The 19,296-nt window shown below is 55.2% G+C and carries 21 protein-coding genes and 1 tRNA gene; 14 read left to right on the top strand and 8 right to left on the bottom strand.

Annotated features, from left to right (window positions below; all coding sequences use genetic code 11):
- Window positions 1-101: 101 nt before the first annotated feature.
- The 4 genes from sfsA to PH603_RS13255 are packed head-to-tail and all read left to right on the top strand — an operon-like array spanning window position 102 to window position 2,833.
- The gene (gene sfsA / locus PH603_RS13270; RefSeq protein ID WP_434783326.1) at window positions 102-833 is read left to right on the top strand and encodes a DNA/RNA nuclease SfsA; all 732 of its coding nucleotides are present in this window, start codon (window positions 102-104) and stop codon (window positions 831-833) included.
- A gap of 15 nt (window positions 834-848) precedes the next feature.
- Window positions 849-1,673 (top strand): type I methionyl aminopeptidase, encoded by an 825-nt coding sequence (gene map / locus PH603_RS13265; protein WP_289503020.1) that lies wholly within the window; start codon window positions 849-851, stop codon window positions 1,671-1,673.
- 6 nt (window positions 1,674-1,679) lie between these two features.
- Window positions 1,680-2,381 carry a RadC family protein gene (radC, locus tag PH603_RS13260; RefSeq protein ID WP_289503019.1) on the top strand — a complete coding sequence of 234 codons (702 nt, stop codon included), beginning with the start codon at window positions 1,680-1,682 and terminating at the stop codon, window positions 2,379-2,381.
- Window positions 2,381-2,833, top strand: coding sequence for an NUDIX domain-containing protein (locus PH603_RS13255; RefSeq protein ID WP_289503018.1), 453 nt, complete (start codon window positions 2,381-2,383; stop codon window positions 2,831-2,833). The genes radC and PH603_RS13255 overlap by 1 nt, the downstream gene beginning before the upstream one ends.
- Here PH603_RS13255 and PH603_RS13250 read toward each other — a convergent pair.
- Window positions 2,823-4,106, bottom strand: a complete 1,284-nt coding sequence (locus PH603_RS13250) for an amidohydrolase family protein (RefSeq protein WP_289503017.1) — start codon at window positions 4,104-4,106, stop codon at window positions 2,823-2,825. The genes PH603_RS13255 and PH603_RS13250 overlap by 11 nt on opposite strands.
- 142 nt (window positions 4,107-4,248) lie before the next feature.
- On the opposite strand from PH603_RS13250, the gene purB reads away from it, so the two are divergent.
- On the top strand, window positions 4,249-5,550 hold the full coding sequence (gene purB / locus PH603_RS13245) for an adenylosuccinate lyase (RefSeq protein WP_289503016.1): 1,302 nt from the start codon (window positions 4,249-4,251) through the stop codon (window positions 5,548-5,550).
- A gap of 35 nt (window positions 5,551-5,585) precedes the next feature.
- Here purB and PH603_RS13240 read toward each other — a convergent pair whose 3' ends face one another.
- Window positions 5,586-5,930 carry a carboxymuconolactone decarboxylase family protein gene (locus tag PH603_RS13240; protein ID WP_353507417.1) on the bottom strand — a complete coding sequence of 115 codons (345 nt, stop codon included), beginning with the start codon at window positions 5,928-5,930 and terminating at the stop codon, window positions 5,586-5,588.
- Between the two features lie 150 nt (window positions 5,931-6,080).
- Here PH603_RS13240 and PH603_RS13235 point away from each other — a divergent pair, with 150 nt between their 5' ends.
- From PH603_RS13235 to PH603_RS13220, 4 genes are all read left to right on the top strand, one after another.
- Entirely contained in the window at window positions 6,081-6,599 is a 519-nt protein-coding gene (locus PH603_RS13235) for a GGDEF domain-containing protein (protein ID WP_289503014.1), read from the top strand.
- A 4-nt stretch (window positions 6,600-6,603) separates the two neighbouring features.
- Window positions 6,604-7,353, top strand: coding sequence for a competence/damage-inducible protein A (locus PH603_RS13230; RefSeq protein ID WP_289503013.1), 750 nt, complete (start codon window positions 6,604-6,606; stop codon window positions 7,351-7,353).
- Between the two features lie 292 nt (window positions 7,354-7,645).
- Window positions 7,646-8,209, top strand: coding sequence for a PAS domain-containing protein (locus tag PH603_RS13225; protein WP_289503012.1), 564 nt, complete (start codon window positions 7,646-7,648; stop codon window positions 8,207-8,209).
- Between the two features lie 76 nt (window positions 8,210-8,285).
- The gene (locus PH603_RS13220) at window positions 8,286-8,873 is read left to right on the top strand and encodes a PAS domain-containing protein (protein ID WP_289503011.1); all 588 of its coding nucleotides are present in this window, start codon (window positions 8,286-8,288) and stop codon (window positions 8,871-8,873) included.
- Between the two features lie 39 nt (window positions 8,874-8,912).
- On the opposite strand, the gene purU is transcribed toward PH603_RS13220, so the two are convergent.
- A complete protein-coding gene (purU, locus tag PH603_RS13215) occupies window positions 8,913-9,773 on the bottom strand; it encodes a formyltetrahydrofolate deformylase (protein WP_289503010.1) in 861 nt (286 codons plus the stop codon).
- Between the two features lie 166 nt (window positions 9,774-9,939).
- Here purU and PH603_RS13210 point away from each other — a divergent pair.
- Together PH603_RS13210 and PH603_RS13205 are read left to right on the top strand one after the other, a co-directional pair.
- Window positions 9,940-10,026 (top strand) — tRNA-Leu (locus tag PH603_RS13210).
- 177 nt (window positions 10,027-10,203) lie between these two features.
- Complete coding sequence (locus tag PH603_RS13205; RefSeq protein WP_289503009.1) at window positions 10,204-11,181, top strand: tyrosine-type recombinase/integrase; 978 nt, start codon at window positions 10,204-10,206, stop codon at window positions 11,179-11,181.
- Window positions 11,182-11,185: 4 nt separating this feature from the next.
- Here the strand turns inward: PH603_RS13205 and PH603_RS13200 are convergent, their stop codons facing one another.
- Window positions 11,186-11,572, bottom strand: a complete 387-nt coding sequence (locus PH603_RS13200; protein ID WP_289503008.1) for a helix-turn-helix transcriptional regulator — start codon at window positions 11,570-11,572, stop codon at window positions 11,186-11,188.
- 820 nt (window positions 11,573-12,392) lie between these two features.
- Here PH603_RS13200 and PH603_RS13195 point away from each other — a divergent pair.
- The 3 genes from PH603_RS13195 to PH603_RS13185 are packed head-to-tail and all read left to right on the top strand — an operon-like array spanning window position 12,393 to window position 16,136.
- Window positions 12,393-13,253, top strand: a complete 861-nt coding sequence (locus tag PH603_RS13195) for a phosphoribosyltransferase-like protein (RefSeq protein ID WP_289503007.1) — start codon at window positions 12,393-12,395, stop codon at window positions 13,251-13,253.
- A complete protein-coding gene (locus tag PH603_RS13190; RefSeq protein WP_289503006.1) occupies window positions 13,250-15,169 on the top strand; it encodes an ORC-CDC6 family AAA ATPase in 1,920 nt (639 codons plus the stop codon). The genes PH603_RS13195 and PH603_RS13190 overlap by 4 nt, the downstream gene beginning before the upstream one ends.
- Window positions 15,162-16,136 carry a hypothetical protein gene (locus PH603_RS13185; RefSeq protein WP_289503005.1) on the top strand — a complete coding sequence of 325 codons (975 nt, stop codon included), beginning with the start codon at window positions 15,162-15,164 and terminating at the stop codon, window positions 16,134-16,136. The genes PH603_RS13190 and PH603_RS13185 overlap by 8 nt, the downstream gene beginning before the upstream one ends.
- 330 nt (window positions 16,137-16,466) lie before the next feature.
- On the opposite strand, the gene PH603_RS13180 is transcribed toward PH603_RS13185, so the two are convergent.
- The 4 genes from PH603_RS13180 to PH603_RS13165 all read right to left on the bottom strand — a co-directional run bounded on the left by PH603_RS13180 (window position 16,467) and on the right by PH603_RS13165 (window position 18,960).
- On the bottom strand, window positions 16,467-16,736 hold the full coding sequence (locus tag PH603_RS13180) for a type II toxin-antitoxin system YafQ family toxin (protein WP_289503004.1): 270 nt from the start codon (window positions 16,734-16,736) through the stop codon (window positions 16,467-16,469).
- A gap of 165 nt (window positions 16,737-16,901) precedes the next feature.
- On the bottom strand, window positions 16,902-17,162 hold the full coding sequence (locus tag PH603_RS13175) for a type II toxin-antitoxin system RelB/DinJ family antitoxin (protein ID WP_289503003.1): 261 nt from the start codon (window positions 17,160-17,162) through the stop codon (window positions 16,902-16,904).
- Between the two features lie 393 nt (window positions 17,163-17,555).
- A complete protein-coding gene (locus tag PH603_RS13170; protein WP_289503002.1) occupies window positions 17,556-18,017 on the bottom strand; it encodes a hypothetical protein in 462 nt (153 codons plus the stop codon).
- A gap of 46 nt (window positions 18,018-18,063) precedes the next feature.
- Window positions 18,064-18,960 carry a hypothetical protein gene (locus tag PH603_RS13165; protein ID WP_289503001.1) on the bottom strand — a complete coding sequence of 299 codons (897 nt, stop codon included), beginning with the start codon at window positions 18,958-18,960 and terminating at the stop codon, window positions 18,064-18,066.
- Window positions 18,961-19,296: the final 336 nt, after the last annotated feature.

The following is a 19,296-nucleotide window of genomic DNA, read 5'->3' as shown; positions in this document are numbered from 1 at the left end:
AGTGAGAGAGCCCCGTAACCCATACGGTTTTCGGGCTATGTTGCTGTTTGGCAACTATCCCCTTGCGCCGCGCCATCGGCCTTTCTAGGCTCCGGCGCATGATCCGCTTCACGCCTCCCCTTCTGGAAGCCCGCCTTGTGCGGCGTTACAAGCGCTTTCTGGCCGATATCGAGATGCCGGGCGGCGAGATTGTGGTTGCCCACTGCGCCAATCCGGGCTCGATGCTGGGCTGCAACATGCCGGGGTCAAAGGTTTACCTTTCGCCGAACACCAACCCGAAGGCGAAGCTCGCCTGGCGGTGGGAAATGATCGAGGTGGACGGCCATCTGGTCGGCATCAATACCGCGCATCCGAACAGGCTTGCCGAAATGGCCATCGGCGCAGGGCTGATACCGGAACTTGCGGGTTACGCCAGTATCCGGCGCGAGGTGCCTTACGGTGAGGCAAGCCGGATTGACCTGCTGCTCGAAGGTGATGGCCGGTCGCCAGCCTATGTCGAGATCAAGAATGTATCGCTGCGCGTGGGCGACGAGGCCCGTTTCCCGGATTCGGTCACCGCACGCGGCACCAAGCATCTGCACGAACTGATGGCCGTGGCAGCCACAGGCGGGCGCGCCGTGATGCTGTTTCTGGTGCAGCGCGGTGACTGCGCAGCCTTCCGCCCGGCGTGGGAGATTGATCCCAAATATGCGGGCGCCCTTAGCGAGGCGCATGACGCCGGCGTTGAAATCCTCGTCCGGGCCTGCCATCTAACGCCCGATGCGATTGCGCTTGGTGGCGCACTTCCCCTATATTTGCAGGCAGAGGGTGCCGACGCCCCTGCCGCCGGTTGAAAGTAAAGACACGCCATGACCTATATCGACGCCATCGAAAGCCCGGAATCCCGCACAGGCGCCATCAAGCTGCATGGCCCCGATGCCTTTCCCAGCATGCGCGCGGCTGGCAAGCTGGCCGCCGAGGTGCTGGATTTCATCACGCCGCACGTGGTGCCGGGCGTGACGACCGAGGCGCTTAACCAGCTTTGCCATGATTTCATCATCGAACATAATGCCATCCCGGCGCCGCTGAATTACAAGGGCTTCCCGAAATCCATCTGCACATCGGTCAACCATGTGATCTGCCACGGTATTCCGGGCGAGAAGATTCTGAAGGACGGCGATATCGTGAATATCGACGTCACGGTGATCCTTGATGGCTGGTACGGCGACACCAGCCGCATGTTCTTTGTCGGCAAGCCCAAGGTGCTGGCCGAACGGCTGGTGAAAGTAACCTTCGAAGCCATGTGGAAAGGTATCGAGGCGGTGAAGCCCGGCGCCACGCTCGGTGACATCGGCCATGCCATCCAGTCGCACGTGGAGGCCAACCGTTTCTCGGTCGTCCGCGATTTCTGTGGCCATGGCATCGGGCGGGTCTTCCATGATGAACCGAGCATTGTCCATTATGGTAAGCCGGGGCAGGGGCCTGAACTGAAACCCGGCATGTTCTTCACGATCGAGCCGATGGTGAATGTGGGCCGGCCGGACTGCAAGGTGCTGAATGATGGCTGGACGGCGGTGACCCGCGACAAGAGCCTGTCGGCGCAGTTCGAGCACACGCTGGCCGTCACCGAGGACGGCTACGAGATTTTCACGCTTTCTCCGAAAGGGCTGTTTCAGCCGCCCTATGCGCTCTGAGGCTTCATGACGGATCAGCTTTTCCCCGAAACGCCTGCAAAGGATCACACCGCCGGGCACCGCCAGCGCCTGCGCGAGCGGTTCCTGAAGGCAGGCCCGGATGGGGTGGCTGACTATGAACTTCTCGAACTTCTGCTGTTTCTGGCGATCCCGCGCCGCGATGTGAAGCCCGTGGCGAAAGACCTGATCGCCCGTTTCGGCTCGCTCGGCCGCCTGCTTGCAGCCGATGCCGGTGCCTTGCGCGCCGCCGGCCTTTCGGATGCTGTTGCCGCCACGCTCCTGACCGTGAAGGCCGCCGCCCTTCATATGGCGAAAGAGCAGGTGACGGCCCGGCCAGTGCTATCGAACTGGCAGGCGCTTCTTGATTATCTGCGGCTTGATATGGCCGATGACACGCGGGAACGTTTCCGCGTGCTGTTCCTCGACCGCAAGAATGTGCTGGTCGCCGACGAAGTGCAGGGCGAAGGCACGGTTGACCAGACCCCGGTTTACCCGCGCGAGGTGGTGCGGCGGGCGCTGGAGCTTGGCGCTTCCGCGCTGATCCTTGTTCATAATCATCCCTCAGGCGACACCACGCCGTCGCGCGCCGATATTGCCATGACGAAGGAAGTGGCTGACGCCTGCAGCAAGCTTGGCATCGCAGTGCATGACCACCTGATCATCGGTATCAAGGGGCACACCAGCTTCAAGTCCGAGGGGCTGATCTGATGGTGCTGAAGTCGCTTGTGGTTCGCCAACTGGGCCGGCGCTTCCCTCACCTGATGGCGGCGCGCCTGCCGGTTACCGTGAAGGCGGTGATCGTGTCATCCGACCGCCGGGTGCTGGTTTTGAAGAAAACCGGCGGCGCCTATGATCTGCCGGGCGGTAAGGTCGATGCCGGCGAGACAATCGAGGAAGCCCTGACCCGGGAGGTGTTCGAGGAAACCGGCCTCAAGCTCGGCCCCATCGACATGGTCACCTCATGGGTGAAGACGCATCATGTGAACGGCAACCGGCTTTTCATCGTTTTCCGCAGCGATTTTGAGAACAGATCTGCGAAGGCGAAAATTCACCTGTCGAGCGAACATGAATGGGGCGGCTTCGTGCATATCCATGAAGCCATGAACCTGCAGTTCAGCCTGGGCCAGTGCCGTGCGGTGCTGGAGGCGCTTACTCGCTAGCGTGGCGCCTGGCGATGATGGCGAGCTCGCTGTCGATCCGTTCGCGGCTGTACCAGCGCCCTGCGGCCATCACACCTGAAAGCCGGGTCATTGCCAACGCATCGGCGCGCGGGTCGCCGTCTACAAGGATGAGGTCGGCCCGGCAGGTGGCTTTCACCACGCCAAAGCAATCCTGATCCTTGAAATAGTCGGCGGGTACAGTGAGGGCGGCTTCAAGGATTTGCGCGTCGGTCATGCCGGCATGCCGCATGGCCTCGATTTCGCGCATGATCGAAAAGCCGGGGACTGAGAAGATTTGCGGCGCGTCGGAGCCGAGCGCGATCTTCACCCCGCCGTCGGCAAAGGCCTTCAGGAGCCGGTCGCGGTTCGGTGCGATCTGGGCATTGGCGCCAAGGGCGATCTGGTCAACGGTCGCTGCCCATGCCTTCACAAGATCGGGCCGCATGTAGCGGTTTTCGGGGCGAGCCAGCAGGGCTTCCTTGTCGCCGCCTGACCGCAGCAGGTTGAACAGCGCCTGCGTCGGTACAATCACGGTCCCGGATTGCAGTGTCACCTTCACCGCCTCGGCCAGTTCTTCGTCAGTCAGCACATGGTCCTGCCCGCCAAGCCAGAAGATATAGCCGTCCATATGGTCGATGGAGGATTGCCCGGCGGCAAGGGCGTTCAGGATGCCCACGTCCTGCGGCACATGGCCGCCAAGGCGGATGCCTTTCTCTTTCGCGGTCTCGGCAATCGCCTGATATTCGGCGAGGCTGAGGCCGGGATGAATTTTCAGGAGATCCCAGCCTTCGGCAGCGTAGGCTGTTACCTTCTCGCGGCCTTCTTCCACCGTCCGCACGCTGTCGCCGTTCAGGCTGGGCGCGGCGAGATAGAAGGTCGGGCCCGGGATATCACCGCGCTTGATGGCATCGCGTACGCTGAACTGGACAGGTGCGCCCAGCATGCCGCGCACGGTGGTGATGCCGCCCGCGAGATAGAGGAACAGCGTTTCCTGCGTTTCCACCTCTTCTTCCCCGCCGCGCGGCAGGTGGGCGTGCATTTCGGTCAGCCCCGGCATCAGCCATTTGCCGCTGCCATCGATCCGCCGGACACCGGCAGGCGCCGCAATATCCTTGCCCATGGCCACGATCCGGTCGCCCTTGACCAGCACCTTGGTACCGGCAGGCGCCGCCTCAATGGGGGAGATCAGCACATTTGCCTTTTCGATCAGATAATCGTCGGCCTGAACGGCACTTGAGAAGGCGAAAAGGGCGGCAAGCAATGAACGGCGCATCGATGTCTCCTTGTTTCTGCTGGCGGCATGCTCGGACTGCAGGGCTCCCCTGTCAAGCGGCAGCCTTGCCGAACGGCCCCGTTTCTGGTATCGCACGCGGCGAAACGCTTACCCCGCCTGAAATCTGTGAAGGAGCCCGCCGATGATCCCGCGCTATACCCGCCCGCAAATGGCTGCAATCTGGGAACCGGAGGCTCGCTTCCGTATCTGGTTCGAGATCGAGGCCCATGCATGCGATGCGCAGGCGAAGCTCGGCGTGATCCCCGCTTCTGCCGCCAAGGCGGTCTGGGAGCGCGGTGCATGGGAAATCGACCGTATTGACGAGATCGAGCGCGAAGTGAAGCACGATGTGATCGCCTTCCTGACGAACCTCGCCGAGCATGTGGGCGACGAAGCCCGCTTCGTGCACCAGGGTATGACCTCGTCGGACGTTCTTGATACCTGCTTCAATATCCAGCTCGTGCGCGCCGCTGACCTCATCATCGAAGACCTCGACAAGCTGCTTGTTGTGCTGAAGCGCCGCGCTTACGAACACAAGGATACGATCTGCATCGGTCGCAGCCACGGCATCCATGCCGAGCCCGTGACCTTCGGCCTCAAGCTCGCGCAGGCCTATGCCGAGTTCGACCGCTGCCGCACCCGCATGATCAATGCCCGCGAGGAAGTCGCGACCTGTGCGATTTCGGGCGCCGTCGGCACCTTCGCCAACATCGACCCGCGCGTGGAAGAGCATGTGGCCGAAGCCCTTGGCCTGAAGCCCGAGCCGGTGTCGACGCAGGTGATCCCGCGTGACCGTCACGCCATGTATTTCGCCACGCTCGCCGTTGTGGCCTCGTGCATCGAGCGCCTATCGGTTGAAGTGCGCCACCTGCAGCGCACCGAGGTTCTGGAAGCCGAGGAATATTTCTCGGCCGGTCAGAAGGGCTCGTCGGCCATGCCGCACAAGCGTAACCCGATCCTCACCGAGAACCTGACCGGCCAAGCCCGCCTCATCCGTGCTTTCGCGATCCCGGCAATGGAAAACGTGGCCCTCTGGCACGAGCGCGATATCAGCCACTCGTCCGTCGAGCGCAACATCGGCCCCGATGCCACTGTCGCCCTCGACTTCTCGCTGGCGCGCCTGACGAACGTGATGGACAATCTCGTCGTCTATCCGGAAAACATGCTGGATAATATGAACAAGCTTGGCGGCCTGCCGAACAGCCAGCGTGTGCTGCTGGCGCTGACGCAGGCCGGTGTGAGCCGCGAGGACAGCTACCGCCTCGTGCAGCGCAACGCCATGAAAGTGTGGGAATCAAAAGGTGCCGTCCACCTTCTCGATCTTCTGAAAGAAGACGAAACCGTCACCGCGAAAGTCCCGGTTGCCGAGCTCGAGGAGCTGTTCAACATGGACTATCACACCAAGCATGTGGACACGATCTTCCGCCGCGTCTTCGGCGCGTGACCCGCTAGCTATTCCGGATTGCGGTGGGCCGGTGATCAGCCCGCCGCAAATTCGTCATAGGCCCTCAGCGCATCTGCCGCATACATCATGGCTGGCCCGCCGCCCATCTGGACGGCCACGCCCAGTACCTCGGCCACTTCCTTGCGGCTGGCGCCGAGCTTGACAAGCGCCTTGGCATGGAAGCCGATGCAGCCATCGCAGTGGGTGGCCACGCCGATCGCCAGCGCAATCATTTCCTTGGTTTTCTTTTCGACCTCTCCGTCGCCGAAGGCGGCGGTGTTCATGGCCATGAAAGCTTCGGAAAGAGCCGGGGTCTCCTTCCGGATTTCTTTCATATAGGTGAGGATGTCGCCGGTGATTTCCTTGTAGACCTTGGTCATCATTCATCTCCTGTCTGATCCTGCTGCTATCTCATCACGGCGCACGATTGTTCGCAATTGACGAAATGTCGCAGGAAATCTCTTGCGCGGCTCCGGCCTTACGGGAATCCTAGACCCGGGGCAGGAAAGCCGGAAGGGGCAGGGGTTTTTATGTCGGTAGGCAGGGATACAGCGGTCAGGGACAGCCTGACGGGCTTGAGGAATATGTTGTCGTTCGAGGATCTGGCAGAAGTGATGTTCGCGAACCTGCAGCGCCGCGCGCGGCAGGCGGTGTTCGCGCGGGTCGAGATTGCCAACCTGAAAGCGGTGCGGGCAACCGAAGGCGATGAGGCAGCCGATACGCTGGTGCGCGCCGTTGCCTCGATCCTCGCCCTTCATTCGCGGGCGAGCGATGTGCTGGCGCGGGTATCGGACGGCGCCTTTGCGCTTCTGATGACCGACATGGACCCGAGCTTTGTGAATACCTATTTTGCCCACCTGATGACGCGGCTTGAAGCAGCGGAGGTGAGCACACCGAACGGCGTGGTGCGCGCCGTGCTGAACGCCGGGGTCAGCGTGTCGCGGGAGGGCAGTGTTGAAGACAGGCTTGCCCACGCGCACGAACTGGCGGCCGATGCCCGCCACATGGGGCCCGGCAAGCATCAGATTGAATTGGTTGTAACGGAATGAATATATGAGCCAGCCGGTCCTTGCCGCCCTTGTCATCATCGGGGATGAAATCCTGTCTGGCCGCACGCAGGACAGCAATCTGGCTTATCTTGCCAAATGGCTGAACGAGATCGGCATCCAGCTTGGCGAAGTGCGGGTTGTGCCTGATGTGACAGCCGATATCGTGGCGGCGGTGAATGCGCTTCGTGCCCGGTTTGATTATGTTTTCACCACAGGTGGTATCGGGCCGACGCACGATGACATCACGGCAGAAAGCGTGGCAGCGGCCTTCGGCTTGCCGGTGATCAAGCACCCCGAAGCCTATGCCCGGCTTCTCGCCCATTACGGCGCCGAGAAATTCACAGAGGCCCGCCAGCGCATGACAAGAGTGCCTGAGGGCGCCACGCTGATCGACAATCCGGTTTCCATCGCGCCGGGCTTCCAGATCGGCAATGTGTTCGTGATGGCCGGCGTGCCGATGATCATGCAGGCAATGCTCGAAGGCATCCGCCCGCGCCTGAAGGGCGGTCACAAGGTGATCAGCCGCGCGGTGACGATCTTCACAGCCGAAAGCGCGCTTGCCGAGCCGCTTTCCCGCATTCAGGACGCCCACCCGGCGGTGTCGATCGGCAGCTACCCCTTCTTCTCGAACACCGGCGGCGGCGCTCAGATCGTGGCACGCGGGCCGGACTTGGCCCAGATTGAAGCGGTGATTGCCGCCCTCAAATCCTACTGCGAGGGGCAGGGTCTGCGGTTCGAGGAAGTTGCGGCCTGAGGGCTGCCGCTAAACTGCGGTTATAGAATGTTGCGAATCTCTTTCATGTTCGAATCCTGACAGTGGCGGTCCGGATTGGCGATGGCATTGTGTCATCTTGGCTGACTTTTTGATCTGGTAAGTCATTTAAGCCAAAGCGAATGTCAAATTGTCACACGTTAACGATAAATCCGGCTTGCTGAGGCCGATTTCGGCCCATAGCATTCTCGACAGCTGAGACAGCCACAAGGCGCCAGCATCAGGCAGTGAAGGACAGGGCGGGCAACCGGTCCTAATTGTTTTGAGGCATGGTATGGATTTGATGGCTTACGAAGCTGAACGCGCGCGGTTATCCGACATTGACGAGCAGAATGCGCTGCTGTGGTTCCGCAATGTGCTGGAAACACGGGCGGTGACGCCGCGTCATTCCTCGCTGCAGGCCATTCTGGCCCATTATCGGGCGCTTCAGGGGGAAAAGGGCGGCATGCCGCCCCGGTCCGCCATGCGGCCAGCGGCGCTGAAGGCACATCTGCCTTATATCTTCTGGATGGAAATCCAGACGGAAGACCTGTCGAAGCCGGAATGCATCCGGCCTGTCGACCTGCGTTTCCGGGTTTTCGGTTCGCAGCTTGCGGAAATGGTCGGCATGGAAATGACCGGCCGGTCGCTTGCTGACGCGCCGTTCGAAAAATCGAGGGAGCTTGCGGTGCTCGGCATCAAGGTTGCGGCGGAAATGCGCGATGTGATCCGGGTGAAAGGGCCGTTCCTGGTGCGGGACGCCATGCCCATGTATCTGGAAGCCCTGTTGATGCCCTTTGCCGATGATCAGGGCCGGCCGCGCTTCCTTCTGGGCGAAGCCCACGACGTAACACATTGACGAGAGAGAAACCGTTGGTTATCGCTGCCCGTAGGGGAACGGGCCGCGCTGTGGCCAATGGGGAAACAAGGACTGCATGACTGAAAGAGCTTATGGCGACGAACGGGCGCGTATCAACGACAAGCCGGAAATCGCCGACGATGACCAGATCCGCACGGATGTGGATGCAATGCAGACGGAGCTCGAACATCCGAGCCTCCTGAAGCTGCTCGCGCACTATGAAGAGGCTTGCGAGAAGGCCGGTGGCCTGCCGCCACGCACCGCCATGAGCCCGGCGCTCCTGAAGGATCACCTGTTGCACCTGATGTGGATGGAAATCCAGGGTGGCGACATCACCGACCCGCGCAGCCTGACGGCGGAAAACTATTATTTTCGCGTCTTCGGTTCGGCATTGGCCGAACTTTATGGCTGGGAAGCAAGCGGCGGCACGATGGCCGACGGGCCGTACCCGAACCGTATCCGGGAATCGACCGTGATCCACAATTATGTGGTGGAGAAGGCAAAGCCGATGCGCGTGGCGGGGCCGCTGTTCATTCGCGACGGGGCTGAGGTCTATGTGGAAGCGCTGTTCCTGCCCTTCCTGGATGCGGGTGGTGAACCACGTTTCATGCTCAGTGAAATCCGGGATATCACCCGGCAGACGCGCCGCAAGTTCAGATCCTGATGCCGGTTGGCAGGCGAGGCCACGGCCTCGCCGGTCGCCTTACTGATCGCGGAAAATCACCGTCCGGTTGCCATTCAGAAGTACGCGGTGCTGCAGGTGCAGCTTCACAGCTTCGGCCAGCGTGACACGCTCCACATCGCGGCCAACCGACACCAGATCATCAGGCGTCAGCGCGTGGCTGACGCGCGCTACATTCTGCTCGATGATCGGGCCTTCATCGAGGTCGGCGGTCACATAATGCGCGGTGGCGCCGATGATCTTCACGCCCTTCTCATAGGCCTGATGATAGGGCTTGGCACCCTTGAAGCTCGGCAGGAAGCTGTGGTGGATATTGATCACCTTGCCGGCAAGCTTGCGGCAGGTGTCATCCGACAGCACCTGCATGTAGCGCGCAAGGACGACAAGGTCGATCTTCTCGTCCTCGATCAGGGCCAGCAGCTTTTCTTCCTGCGCGGCCTTCGTATCCTTCGTCACCGGCATATGGACAAACGGCACATTATAGCTGGCGGTCAGCTGGTAAGCGTCCATATGGTTCGACACCACGGCCGGCACGTCCATGAAAAGGTCGCCCCGCTTGCGGCGATACAGAAGATCCATCAGGCAGTGATCGAACCGTGAGACAAGGATCAGCACGCGGGCCGGTTTCTTGGCGTCATGCAGGGCCCAGTCCATGCCGAACTTTTCAGCGTGCGGCGCGATGGTGGCGCGCAGGTTCTCTTCCGTCACCTCGTCCTTGAGCGGCGCGAAGGCGATGCGCATGAAGAAGCGGCCCGAAATCTCGTCGCCATACTGGTGGCTCGAGGTGATGGTGCAACCGCACTCTGCCAGCACGCCGGAAATCTCGGCCACAAGGCCGGGTTGGTCGGGGCAGGAGAGGGTAAGGATATAGGCGCGGGTCACGGGGAGGGCTTCTTTCTTGAAAAGGCTTCGAAAATCGCGCCGAGTTTGGCCTTGCGCCGCGCCCAAGGCAACCCAAAAGAAGTGCAGGCAGCGGTTTAGATAAATTGACGTTTGCGACCGGCGCACAGCGCCCCTATAACGCGAGATACCGATCTGCCGCTCATGGGCCCGCTTGGCGAAACTGGTAGACGCAAGAGACTTAAAATCTCTCGATGGCAACATCGTGCCGGTTCGATTCCGGCAGCGGGCACCAACTACCCCATTTTCCCACTTCCCCACAGTTCCCCAACCTTCCCAAAGCGCTGGAAACGCTTGATTTTTTCGATTTCTTGCTCATATCATTTTCCCGGGAATTCCCCGGAAAGTGCGCCTGAGTGCGCCAAATTTGCGCCAAGAGTGCGCCAAGCTATGTGCAGAAGGGTGTTGAAATATGGCGACTATTCGTAAGAGGGGAGAGACCTGGCGCGTCGAAGTGCGCCGAAAAGGCGTTACAGAGTCGCGCAGCTTTACTAAAAAAATGGACGCGCAGGCTTGGGCGCTTGCTCTCGAGGCTGAAATTGATGGGGGAGCATACCGCGCGTCACGGGCTGGGACGAAAACGGTGGGTGATGCTTTTAGCCGTTATGGAAAAGAGGTTTCCTGCAAGAAAAGATCCCATTTGGCCGAGCTCCGCCGGCTCGCGTATCTATCAAATTGTGACCTGGCAAAGGTCCGGCTTGTCGATCTCGCGACCCCTGATGTTGCCGCATGGCGTGACATGCGCCTTAAGGAAGTGGCCACTTCTACGGTCAACAGGGACCTGAATCTGATCAGCCATGTTTTCACGATCTGCGTCAAAGAATGGCATTGGCTCAGGACAAATCCCTGCAGCGATCTGCAGCGGCCCAAAGACCCTCCGCCTCGTGAAAGGCGCGTAAGCGCATCGGAACTTGAGCTCATCCGGCATGTCTTTGACTATGAAACTGATACTGTACCTCGGACACAGCAGCAGCATGTTTGCTTGATGTTTCTGATCGCCATTGAAACGGCGATGCGGCTCTCCGAAATTCATTCGGTGGGGAAAGGCAGCTTCAACGCCGCATCAAATGTTGTCCAGCTTCCATTGACTAAAAATGGCACTCGTCGGCGTATCGGGGTTTCGGCGCGGGCGGCTGAATTGATTGATCTTTTTCTGAGATCTTCGGTCCGATCGACGCCGCATAATCTCTCAAAATGTTTCGAAAATGGCATCAAAAGATCAGGCATTATTGATCTCACATTCCATGACAGCCGTCATGAAGCTATCACCCGTCTGGCCCGGAAGGTGGGAGTTCTCGACCTCGCGCGGATCACGGGCCACAAGGATATCCGGGAACTCATGACCTACTACGACGCGACGCCGGATGAGATCGCGGCGAGGCTCGATTAAATTCTCACCGCCCACGAGACCTCTCCGCCCAACGCTTGATATCGTTAGGGTTCCAGCGCGGAGAGCGGCCAAGAAATCTAAGAGGCGCCGGAAAATCGGGTCTTGGTGCAAGGTGATTTTGGACTGTTTTCTTGGCGACATTGAGGTAGGTGGCGACATCATCCAGATCCCACAAATTTTCGTTTGAGGGACTGCTTTTGGCTTCCTGAGAGGCCATCAGCATGGATTGCATTCTCAGCTCAAATTCGACCATGGCTTCAGCGACGAGCTCTTTAAGTCTGAGCTCATTTTGCTCATGGGGCATTTCGCTTTCGTCGAAATTGTCATTTGCGACGGGGAGGAATGTGATGCGCTTGCGGCGGGTGTAGTTAGGGGCTGTTGACCGGTTCATGGCGGACTCCTGGCTAAAATTCAGGCGCCTTGAGCGTCATTACCCTTCGGGTAGTATCCTCAAAGTGACTGAAAATCCCAAGCCCCCCATGGAAATATTTTTTGGGACCTTTCTCTCATAAGCTGGATTGAGCATGTCGACTGTTATCGACATGGAATCCAACAGCTCCGCGCTTTTTCTATCGGTAGGGCTTTTGGGCATGATCAATACAGCGTCGACGCCTTGCCTGGTTTGGAATATCCCTAAGCTGCTGCATGAAGAGATTATTTGATAATCATCTAATCATGGACTGCTCACCGTAGCCGCTCATTCCCTTTCTCAAGCTCTTAGACGCATCTCACCTCATCACTTCTCAGGCCGCCCCGTACATTGCTTCAGCACTTCCAAGTCTGATTGGTGACGTCGATCTGGCATCTCAAGTCTGCTATTCTTCCGCCCATTGCTAATCCATATTCACCAAGGGTCTCCCTCAAAAGGGTCTCAATGAATGCAAGAGTGCCAGTTCGATGAGGGTAAATTAGTGGCGTTATAGCTGTTCGCTACAAGGGGGTGCGTATCCAAACGAACTCTGCGCGTATCCGGATAAGGCGTTGAAGCCACTGATTCCTGATGAAGCCGAGCGTTTGGGGCCGATAAGTGATGGTTATCGGGCTCCCGAATAGGCACCTATTTTCCAGTAGATCACTGCCTTATGTGGCCACCAAATCTATCTTGGATTGAAAAAGGCTGCTTTTACTGAAAATGTCATGTGAGCATCGCTGACGAATTGATATAGGTTTTCTGGTTCTCAAGAATTCGGAAACGCAGATATGGACTTGATATGACAGCTGTATTGGACCGCTGTAACAGTTTCGAGGATTTGAGGGTATGGCCTACACAACCTCGCCTGAAGGCTGCAGCTTGGTTGGATAATTTTACCGTATCGGAGCGCCCTTACGCAGAATCGCTGCTTTTGTCGTTTATGTATTTCAACGAATGCATGTGTGGACAGCTTCTTAGGAGTGCATTCTCAGGAATTGCTCGGCACTTTTATCAGTACGAGGGTACCGAGCGGCGAAAAGCGTGGAGCGAATTTTTACGGACAGCAATATTCACTTATCCTGCTGATGATAACCCATCAAAAAGTGGCCCTACTATCATTCGATTGACCCGTCAGGAGTTGGGATTTGAGGAGCATAGAATGTACACGCCTGACGAGGCTTTGGGTGCCATAGCTGATGGAAAGAGTCGGTATGTTGTTTTCGTCGACGATTTTGTTGGTTCGGGAGACCAGTTCTCCACAACTTGGAATGAAGAAAAAACACGCCTTCGGTCTAAAATATCCTTCAAACAGCTCTGCGTTGGCAACGTAACTGCTTTTTATGTGCCGTACATAGCTACCCAATATGGATTGGATCAAATTCGGACTATGTGCAGCGGAAATTGTGTAACTTTCCCTGGGCAAGTATTATCGAACAACTACTGTGCCTTTGCAAAAGATTCGTTAATTTGGAACGACGGCCAACGGGCCAATGCAGAACAGGTCATTTATGATTGTAGTCAACGCGCCGGTCTCAAGGAGCATCGAGGGCATCATGGTTTGGGGTTTGCAGTCGCAGTCCATAGAAGTATTCCAGATGTGACCCTGCCTTTATTTCTTCACCGCTCACGCAGTTGGTGCCCGCTGATGGAGCGAAAATGATGACGGCAAACCTCCAAAAAATCAGCGACCTGTTTGGGAGCTATAAGGCTGAATGGCTCAATGACTCTATCTTCGAGCTTTACAAGGAACCTGCCTATTATCCTGAGCTTACGACTTTCCGTCCTTGTGCCCTAATAGGGGGGCGAGGAACGGGCAAAACCACGGTGCTGAGAACGCTTTCCTACCAAGGGCAATTGGAACTGATAAGGAGGAAAGAACGGGAATTGCCTGATGCTAGCCTTTGGCGGCAGATGCTTGAGCAGCGGCATATTGGACTCTACTACCGTGTAAATATCCCGCGAGTGACAGCATTTAGAGGGGGTGGGGTGGATCAGGAAACGTGGTCGCGCCTCTTTAAGCATTACTTCGCTCTTACTTTTGCGCAGAAGGCCTTTGCCTTTTTGCAAGCAGCAGAAAATAATTTGGCGCAACGTCTTATAAGCAATGAATCTTTGGGAAAAATTTCTAGGGTTTTATGCATTGAATCTTGTAATGGAGTTGACGATGTTTTGTTGGGTGTCGAAAGTGCCCTTCTGAAAATTGAAATGTATGTCAATAATATAGGAATAGATGATTGTCCAAGACTCAGCGCGACTGGTGCTTTGGATTTTATATTTACAGAATTAGTTAATAATAAATTTTTTGTCGGTAAGACGTTTTTCCTAATAATAGACGAATATGAGAATTTCTTGGAATTTCAGCAAGAAATAGTTAATACATATATTAAGCATGCAACTACATCGTATACTTTTAAGATCGGGGCAAGGCATCTTGGCTGGTCTAATAAAGGAACCGAAAGCCGAGACCAATTTCTTCATCATCCTTCAGACTATGTATTGATTAATATTGCTGAAGCAATGGCTGGAGACAAGTTTGCGGAGTTTGCTGAGAAAGTTTGCAATGCAAGACTCGAAGCCGCTGGTGAATCTGAAGAAGTTCTATTGGTGAGGGACTTATTCCCGGGGCTGTCCTCAGATGAGGAGGCGAGTCTCCTTGGCCTCGGGCCACTGGCGGCTGAGCTTCGAGCTGAAGTTCGCTCATTAAAAAATAAGGATTTATGCCTGATTGAGGATAGCCTTTCCGATCTTGATCTCTACGTGGTTTCATTGTGGGCAGAAGGCGAGCGTCGCGACTTTATCGAGGTTTACAGTGAAATTAGTGAAGATCGCACTACCTGGGATAATCGACTACGAGAATACAGATACTCAGCGCTCTTCAATATCAAGCGAGGAAAGAGTGGGATAAAAAAATACTACTCGGGCTGGAACGTCTATCTGAAACTTTGCGGAGATAATATCCGGTATTTAATGGAGTTGGTTGAAAAGGCCATTCGGCTACACGCTGAAGCAGGCTGTAATTTAGCTAATCCCATTCCCGCGGATAGGCAGACAGACGCAGCAATCAGTGTCGGAAAGAAAAATCTCGGGGAGCTAAGCGGATTAACTAGCTTTGGTGCGCAATTAACGAAGCTTGTACTGGCTCTTGGCCGAATCTTTGGTTTGTTGGCGAGCGATACAGCTGGGCATTCTATTGAGGTCAATCAATTTCGACTAAGTACCAGAAGTGCCGGCCGTTTTTCATCAATCGATGACTGGCTATTGAACGCAGACTCAAAAGCCTCGCAGATATTAAGGGCAAGTGTGATGCATTTGGCATTGCTTACTTTCCCTGGAAATAAGCCGAAAGGAGAGGGGGATCTTAAGGATGAGACTTATCAGTTGCATCCGATCTTCGCGCCATTCTTCAATTACAGTCACCGCAGACGTCGAAATTTGATGCTTAACGAAGCAGAAATCGTTGACCTTATCGAAGCTCCGGCAAAAACCATTCGGTCAATCGTGGAGCGCCAGAACAGAGGTTTCGTGGAGGAGCTGCCGGGGCAGTTAAAGCTTTTTGAAGAATTCTTCAATGATTGAAGATTTTGACTTTTTTGTTTCTGAGATTTGCGAAGGTCCATTGGCATCATATCCATTGGGCTCGTGCGCCTTTATTTATGGAAACTTCGAAGAGCGCAGTAACCACTTCAGCACCCAAGATAGGGCATTCTCTAAGGTTAGTTTCTTTGAAGTTATCGAAGAGGTTAATGAAACATTAAATATTTCCGGAGTCACCTCATTCCCAAAATCCAATATTGGGGCAATGCGGAATTTCATACTTGGCATTGAGAAAGACAGAATTTTTCTGGATGTTACCGGCCTGTGTCATTCAGTTTGGGCCCCGCTTCTGAAGGTCTCTCTATCATTGCGGAAGAAAATATCAATTATCTACGTAGAGCCCAAAGACTATAAAAAGAGCGACAACCCAGCGGCCGGTCTACTGTACGATCTAAGTGAAAAAACACGCGGGATCGCGCCGATACCTGGATTTGCAAGCTTTTCCGGTGATGATGATGAGCGATATATTTTTGCAGCATTTGTCGGCTTTGAAGGGCCTAGGCTTTTTCACGCATTGGAACAACTTGAGCCGGAACGAGATACCGTTTTTCCGATAATTGGGGTCCCAGGCTATAAGCCAGAGTATCCATTCTATAGCTTTGAAGGCAACGTGATTCCCTTGATGCATTCAAAATATCAAGCATGGAAGAATATAAGATATGCGTCAGCCAGTTGTCCCTTTTCTGCTTACAGGTGTTTGGTGGAACTTCTTAAGGAATTTCCCCAAAGAAAGATCAAGGTTGGTCTGTTTGGCACAAAGCCGCATGCATTAGGCGCAATCTTGTTCAGGCTGAATTACCCAGATATTGTCGAGCTGATCTATGATCACCCTGTGCGAAAGATCAAGAGAACTTCTGGCGCTATGATTAAGCACATATTTGATATCAGTGACTTCATGGAAAATCTGCCCGCTTATCAAGAGACATTGACACGCGGAAGGTTACGTTGAATTTTCTCAGATAAGTCTGAAGCGTGGCGGCGGTACTTCAATTCCAAACGCCCTCATGGTAGTCTTGGCTAGAGGCCGCCGACACTGGAAACGAAAAGGCCAATGCCAGTTCGATCCCCCGGTTCCACTCTGCACCACCGCTACTCCGATCTTGCGGGAGAAGCATCAATGTAACAACATTGAACACGGGCCACCGATTGGTAGATGATCAATCCCGCATGGGTTGATGGGCCGAAAATAGATAAAAAAACGCTTACCTGCCCCCCCCCTCAATAAGGTGACGATAGTGTCGCGCCATTCAAGGAAAATGGCCGCTTAAGCGATCAAGATTTAACCGAATACCTCTGGGTGACTGCCTGTTCGTGCCAAGTGCAGATCCCCACCACTGATCTTGTAGATCAGCACCCAATTCGGTTCGATATGCAGGTCCCTATATCCGCGCCATTCCCCTTGCAGGACATGGTCTTGATAACGCTTTGGCAGAGTCTCCCCCGCCTGCAGAAGTGCTACCACCTCACTGAATTTCGACTTGTCCTTACCCTGCTTATCCAAGCGCCTCAAATCGCGCTTGCAAGCAGTGGCCAGCTGTATCCTAAGCATCAAAAAATCCCTCAAAAAAATACTTGCCCGAGTTTTATCGCAGCCACGCATTTTCGTGGCATTGTAGCTACAATGGTACCACATATTCCGATTTTTGTAAAGTGTCGGGCATAAAAAAAGCGCCGACCTTGTTTAGGTGGCGCTTTTTCCTTTTATTTCAGGGGTCTAGTCCTTATCGACTTCCGCCCAAAGTTCGTCAACAGACGAAACAAAAGTGCCCTTTCCAGCATCAAGCTCATCAATTGCTGCCCGAGTCTCGGCATTCGGCACTTCAATCGAGAACGGAATTTTTTGTTCATCGGCAACCCGGCGCAACATTAGGCGGATTGCATCGGAAACAGACAGTCCCATAGCATTCAGCGCGGCGGTCGCTCGGTCCTTCATCTCCGAAGGAATACGCGCCCGCACCACTGCGTCTGCGTTCATGGCTCTCTCCTATTTTTGTCGTGATTCACGTGCGCCACCTTCTTGTAGCTACATCGTGTCCACATCGCCATTTATGTTCTTTCAGCCTGTTCTGTCAATAAGTGTTTTTATATTTTTTCCTATTTTTTCCGTCTTTTATCGTGCCCTACCTACGTTTGCCCATCGGAAAACGCGATGTTTGACAAGCACTTCGGCACCACTTCGGCGCCCCGTCGGCACCGGCTCGGCTTTTTTCGGCACTAGCCCGAAGCCCCCCCCCGCGCGTCGAACTGGTAGTAGAAACATCAACGCACAAACACTGAGCCTCGACCGCCTATTGGGGGAAGATCAGCTCTGCATCGGTTGGAGGTCCGAAGATAATAGTCCTGAATATCGATGGGTCGGCATTGGAAATCAATCTCGATACCATCTGGCGCCGAAGTCAATGTAATAGGGGCCGTTTTCATCAGGTTCGTTTTTTAGCATCGAGAGTTGGAAATCCCACACCTTGCTGTATGTGGCGATGATTTCTTCAATCTCCTGGCCTCTCAGGTTTCTTCCGCGGTCTTCGTCAAACACATCGAACTGAAGATCTTGGATCATGGCGTTGTCGGGATCTGCCGCGATGATTGCCTTTTCCCAAGGGGTGAACTGGGGGCCCTCTGGCAGAAGGTCGACCTCCTTCTGGGCAATCATAATAAATCCATCACCGATTAGTTTGTTGATTAATATGACTTTAGGATGCTGCGGCTTCTCCTCGTCGAAGCAGGATCTTTGGTACTCAATGAATTCTTCTGGCGGGTTGGCCCAGGTCTTGACCAAGAGGGCTTCTGAGGCGAGTTCTTCGAGGTCATCGATCGAGATTGTTTTTGTCATCGAGGTGTCTCCAGTGTGTTATCTGAGGGCAGAATTGATCCTGCGTTTAAAGGTCGACATTCCAGCAAGCGCCGTTGCTGGGACGGACGCGCATGGCTTTAGGGTACTTCTCGAGTATTAATTGGGTGGCTAGGTCGCCTTCAGGTGTGGCGGGGTAGGCAACGAAGATTGGCCTGTCTTTAGGTAGCCAATTCCAGTCCACCTTGTGGTTTGCCAGGGAGACCACCGTGAAATTTTCAAGCTTTCGATGCTTTTGATAGAAAGATATCGCTTCAATGGCATCGAGTGTGAGGACCAGCGGGCCTTTGCTTGTTTCATTAATGAAGAAGGCTTTTTCCTTGCCCAAAGTGCCGCTGAGGAATTGCGTCACTCTTGGATCTCTGGGCCTGAAAACGAAATTCTCACCTGGGTTAAGCAGACGCGGTGTGGGGTCCGACTGCATGAAGCAGACGGCCGAACCTAGGGCGTGTTTGTGGGTGAGAAGTTTGCCACTTTTGCGAAGGTCGTGCAGGATGAATGGGTCGATACCCCATACTTCTTGAAGCCAAGACATCCCTTCGTTCCGGAGGCCATCATCTCGTCTTGAGATCAAGGAGAAAAAGGACTGTTCGGTGCTCCTTTTTTCCTCGATATGGGCGTCATTGAGCTCGTCCCTCCAGGTCGCTGCCAGCGTTAGGAAATCGACCACTTCCTGTAAGGAGGTGCCGAGTATGAGCTGTGCAGCCGTGATGGCGCCAAAGCCACGGAGGTCACGTAGCTCCTCGTTCCAGTACTGGTTTGCCTCGAGCCTAAACCGATACTCGCTGACCTCTTTGCCTTGCAGGGTGGTCAGGTCGTACCGTTTGGGCTCATCAGGATGTCGCTTCGCGCCGAGTAACCTTAGCGTCTTTGTCAGGTCAGTGGCTGCGGCTCGCTCGATATTTTCGTTTGTCAGGGACGGCATGTTGACCTCCTGGGGGAGGGTGCGAGGGAGCTCGGGGCTGCCTTGAGGGGGTGGAAAAAGTGCGATTGCGCACGTGCCGTTAATCTACCAGTGGAGGTATTGTGGCTGATTGGATCGCCAGGTGCGTTCGACGCCTCGCGATTCACATAGCTGCAAGATCGATGGTTTTGGTTTTTGGGGTATGGTCGTGCCAAATTGATGCCTCACGGTGTTTCGTGGGCATAGCCTGTCAGGCAAAAATTTGGCAGTCAAGCGCTATTTAAGATAGATTTTAAGGAATGTCAAGCAACCATTGTGTGTAATATATATTATACACGACACATCTTATGAGGGTTC

It is taken from the genome of Gimibacter soli (assembly GCF_028463845.1).
Lineage (GTDB): Bacteria > Pseudomonadota > Alphaproteobacteria > Sphingomonadales > Kordiimonadaceae > Gimibacter > Gimibacter soli.
This window is presented reverse-complemented; position numbering and strand designations above follow the sequence as displayed.

Excerpts from the sequence above, each read along its gene's own strand:
- map (WP_289503020.1), top strand. The coding sequence starts at position 849 with ATGACCTATATCGACGCCATCGAAAGCCCGGAATCCCGCACAGGCGCC.
- radC (WP_289503019.1), top strand. The coding sequence starts at position 1,680 with ATGACGGATCAGCTTTTCCCCGAAACGCCTGCAAAGGATCACACCGCC.
- PH603_RS13255 (WP_289503018.1), top strand. The coding sequence starts at position 2,381 with ATGGTGCTGAAGTCGCTTGTGGTTCGCCAACTGGGCCGGCGCTTCCCT.
- PH603_RS13250 (WP_289503017.1), bottom strand. The coding sequence starts at position 4,106 with ATGCGCCGTTCATTGCTTGCCGCCCTTTTCGCCTTCTCAAGTGCCGTT.
- purB (WP_289503016.1), top strand. The coding sequence starts at position 4,249 with ATGATCCCGCGCTATACCCGCCCGCAAATGGCTGCAATCTGGGAACCG.
- PH603_RS13240 (WP_353507417.1), bottom strand. The coding sequence starts at position 5,930 with ATGACCAAGGTCTACAAGGAAATCACCGGCGACATCCTCACCTATATG.
- PH603_RS13235 (WP_289503014.1), top strand. The coding sequence starts at position 6,081 with ATGTCGGTAGGCAGGGATACAGCGGTCAGGGACAGCCTGACGGGCTTG.
- PH603_RS13230 (WP_289503013.1), top strand. The coding sequence starts at position 6,604 with ATGAGCCAGCCGGTCCTTGCCGCCCTTGTCATCATCGGGGATGAAATC.
- PH603_RS13225 (WP_289503012.1), top strand. The coding sequence starts at position 7,646 with ATGGATTTGATGGCTTACGAAGCTGAACGCGCGCGGTTATCCGACATT.
- PH603_RS13220 (WP_289503011.1), top strand. The coding sequence starts at position 8,286 with ATGACTGAAAGAGCTTATGGCGACGAACGGGCGCGTATCAACGACAAG.
- PH603_RS13205 (WP_289503009.1), top strand. The coding sequence starts at position 10,204 with ATGGCGACTATTCGTAAGAGGGGAGAGACCTGGCGCGTCGAAGTGCGC.
- PH603_RS13200 (WP_289503008.1), bottom strand. The coding sequence starts at position 11,572 with ATGAACCGGTCAACAGCCCCTAACTACACCCGCCGCAAGCGCATCACA.
- PH603_RS13195 (WP_289503007.1), top strand. The coding sequence starts at position 12,393 with ATGACAGCTGTATTGGACCGCTGTAACAGTTTCGAGGATTTGAGGGTA.
- PH603_RS13190 (WP_289503006.1), top strand. The coding sequence starts at position 13,250 with ATGATGACGGCAAACCTCCAAAAAATCAGCGACCTGTTTGGGAGCTAT.
- PH603_RS13185 (WP_289503005.1), top strand. The coding sequence starts at position 15,162 with ATGATTGAAGATTTTGACTTTTTTGTTTCTGAGATTTGCGAAGGTCCA.
- PH603_RS13180 (WP_289503004.1), bottom strand. The coding sequence starts at position 16,736 with ATGCTTAGGATACAGCTGGCCACTGCTTGCAAGCGCGATTTGAGGCGC.
- PH603_RS13175 (WP_289503003.1), bottom strand. The coding sequence starts at position 17,162 with ATGAACGCAGACGCAGTGGTGCGGGCGCGTATTCCTTCGGAGATGAAG.
- PH603_RS13170 (WP_289503002.1), bottom strand. The coding sequence starts at position 18,017 with ATGACAAAAACAATCTCGATCGATGACCTCGAAGAACTCGCCTCAGAA.
- PH603_RS13165 (WP_289503001.1), bottom strand. The coding sequence starts at position 18,960 with ATGCCGTCCCTGACAAACGAAAATATCGAGCGAGCCGCAGCCACTGAC.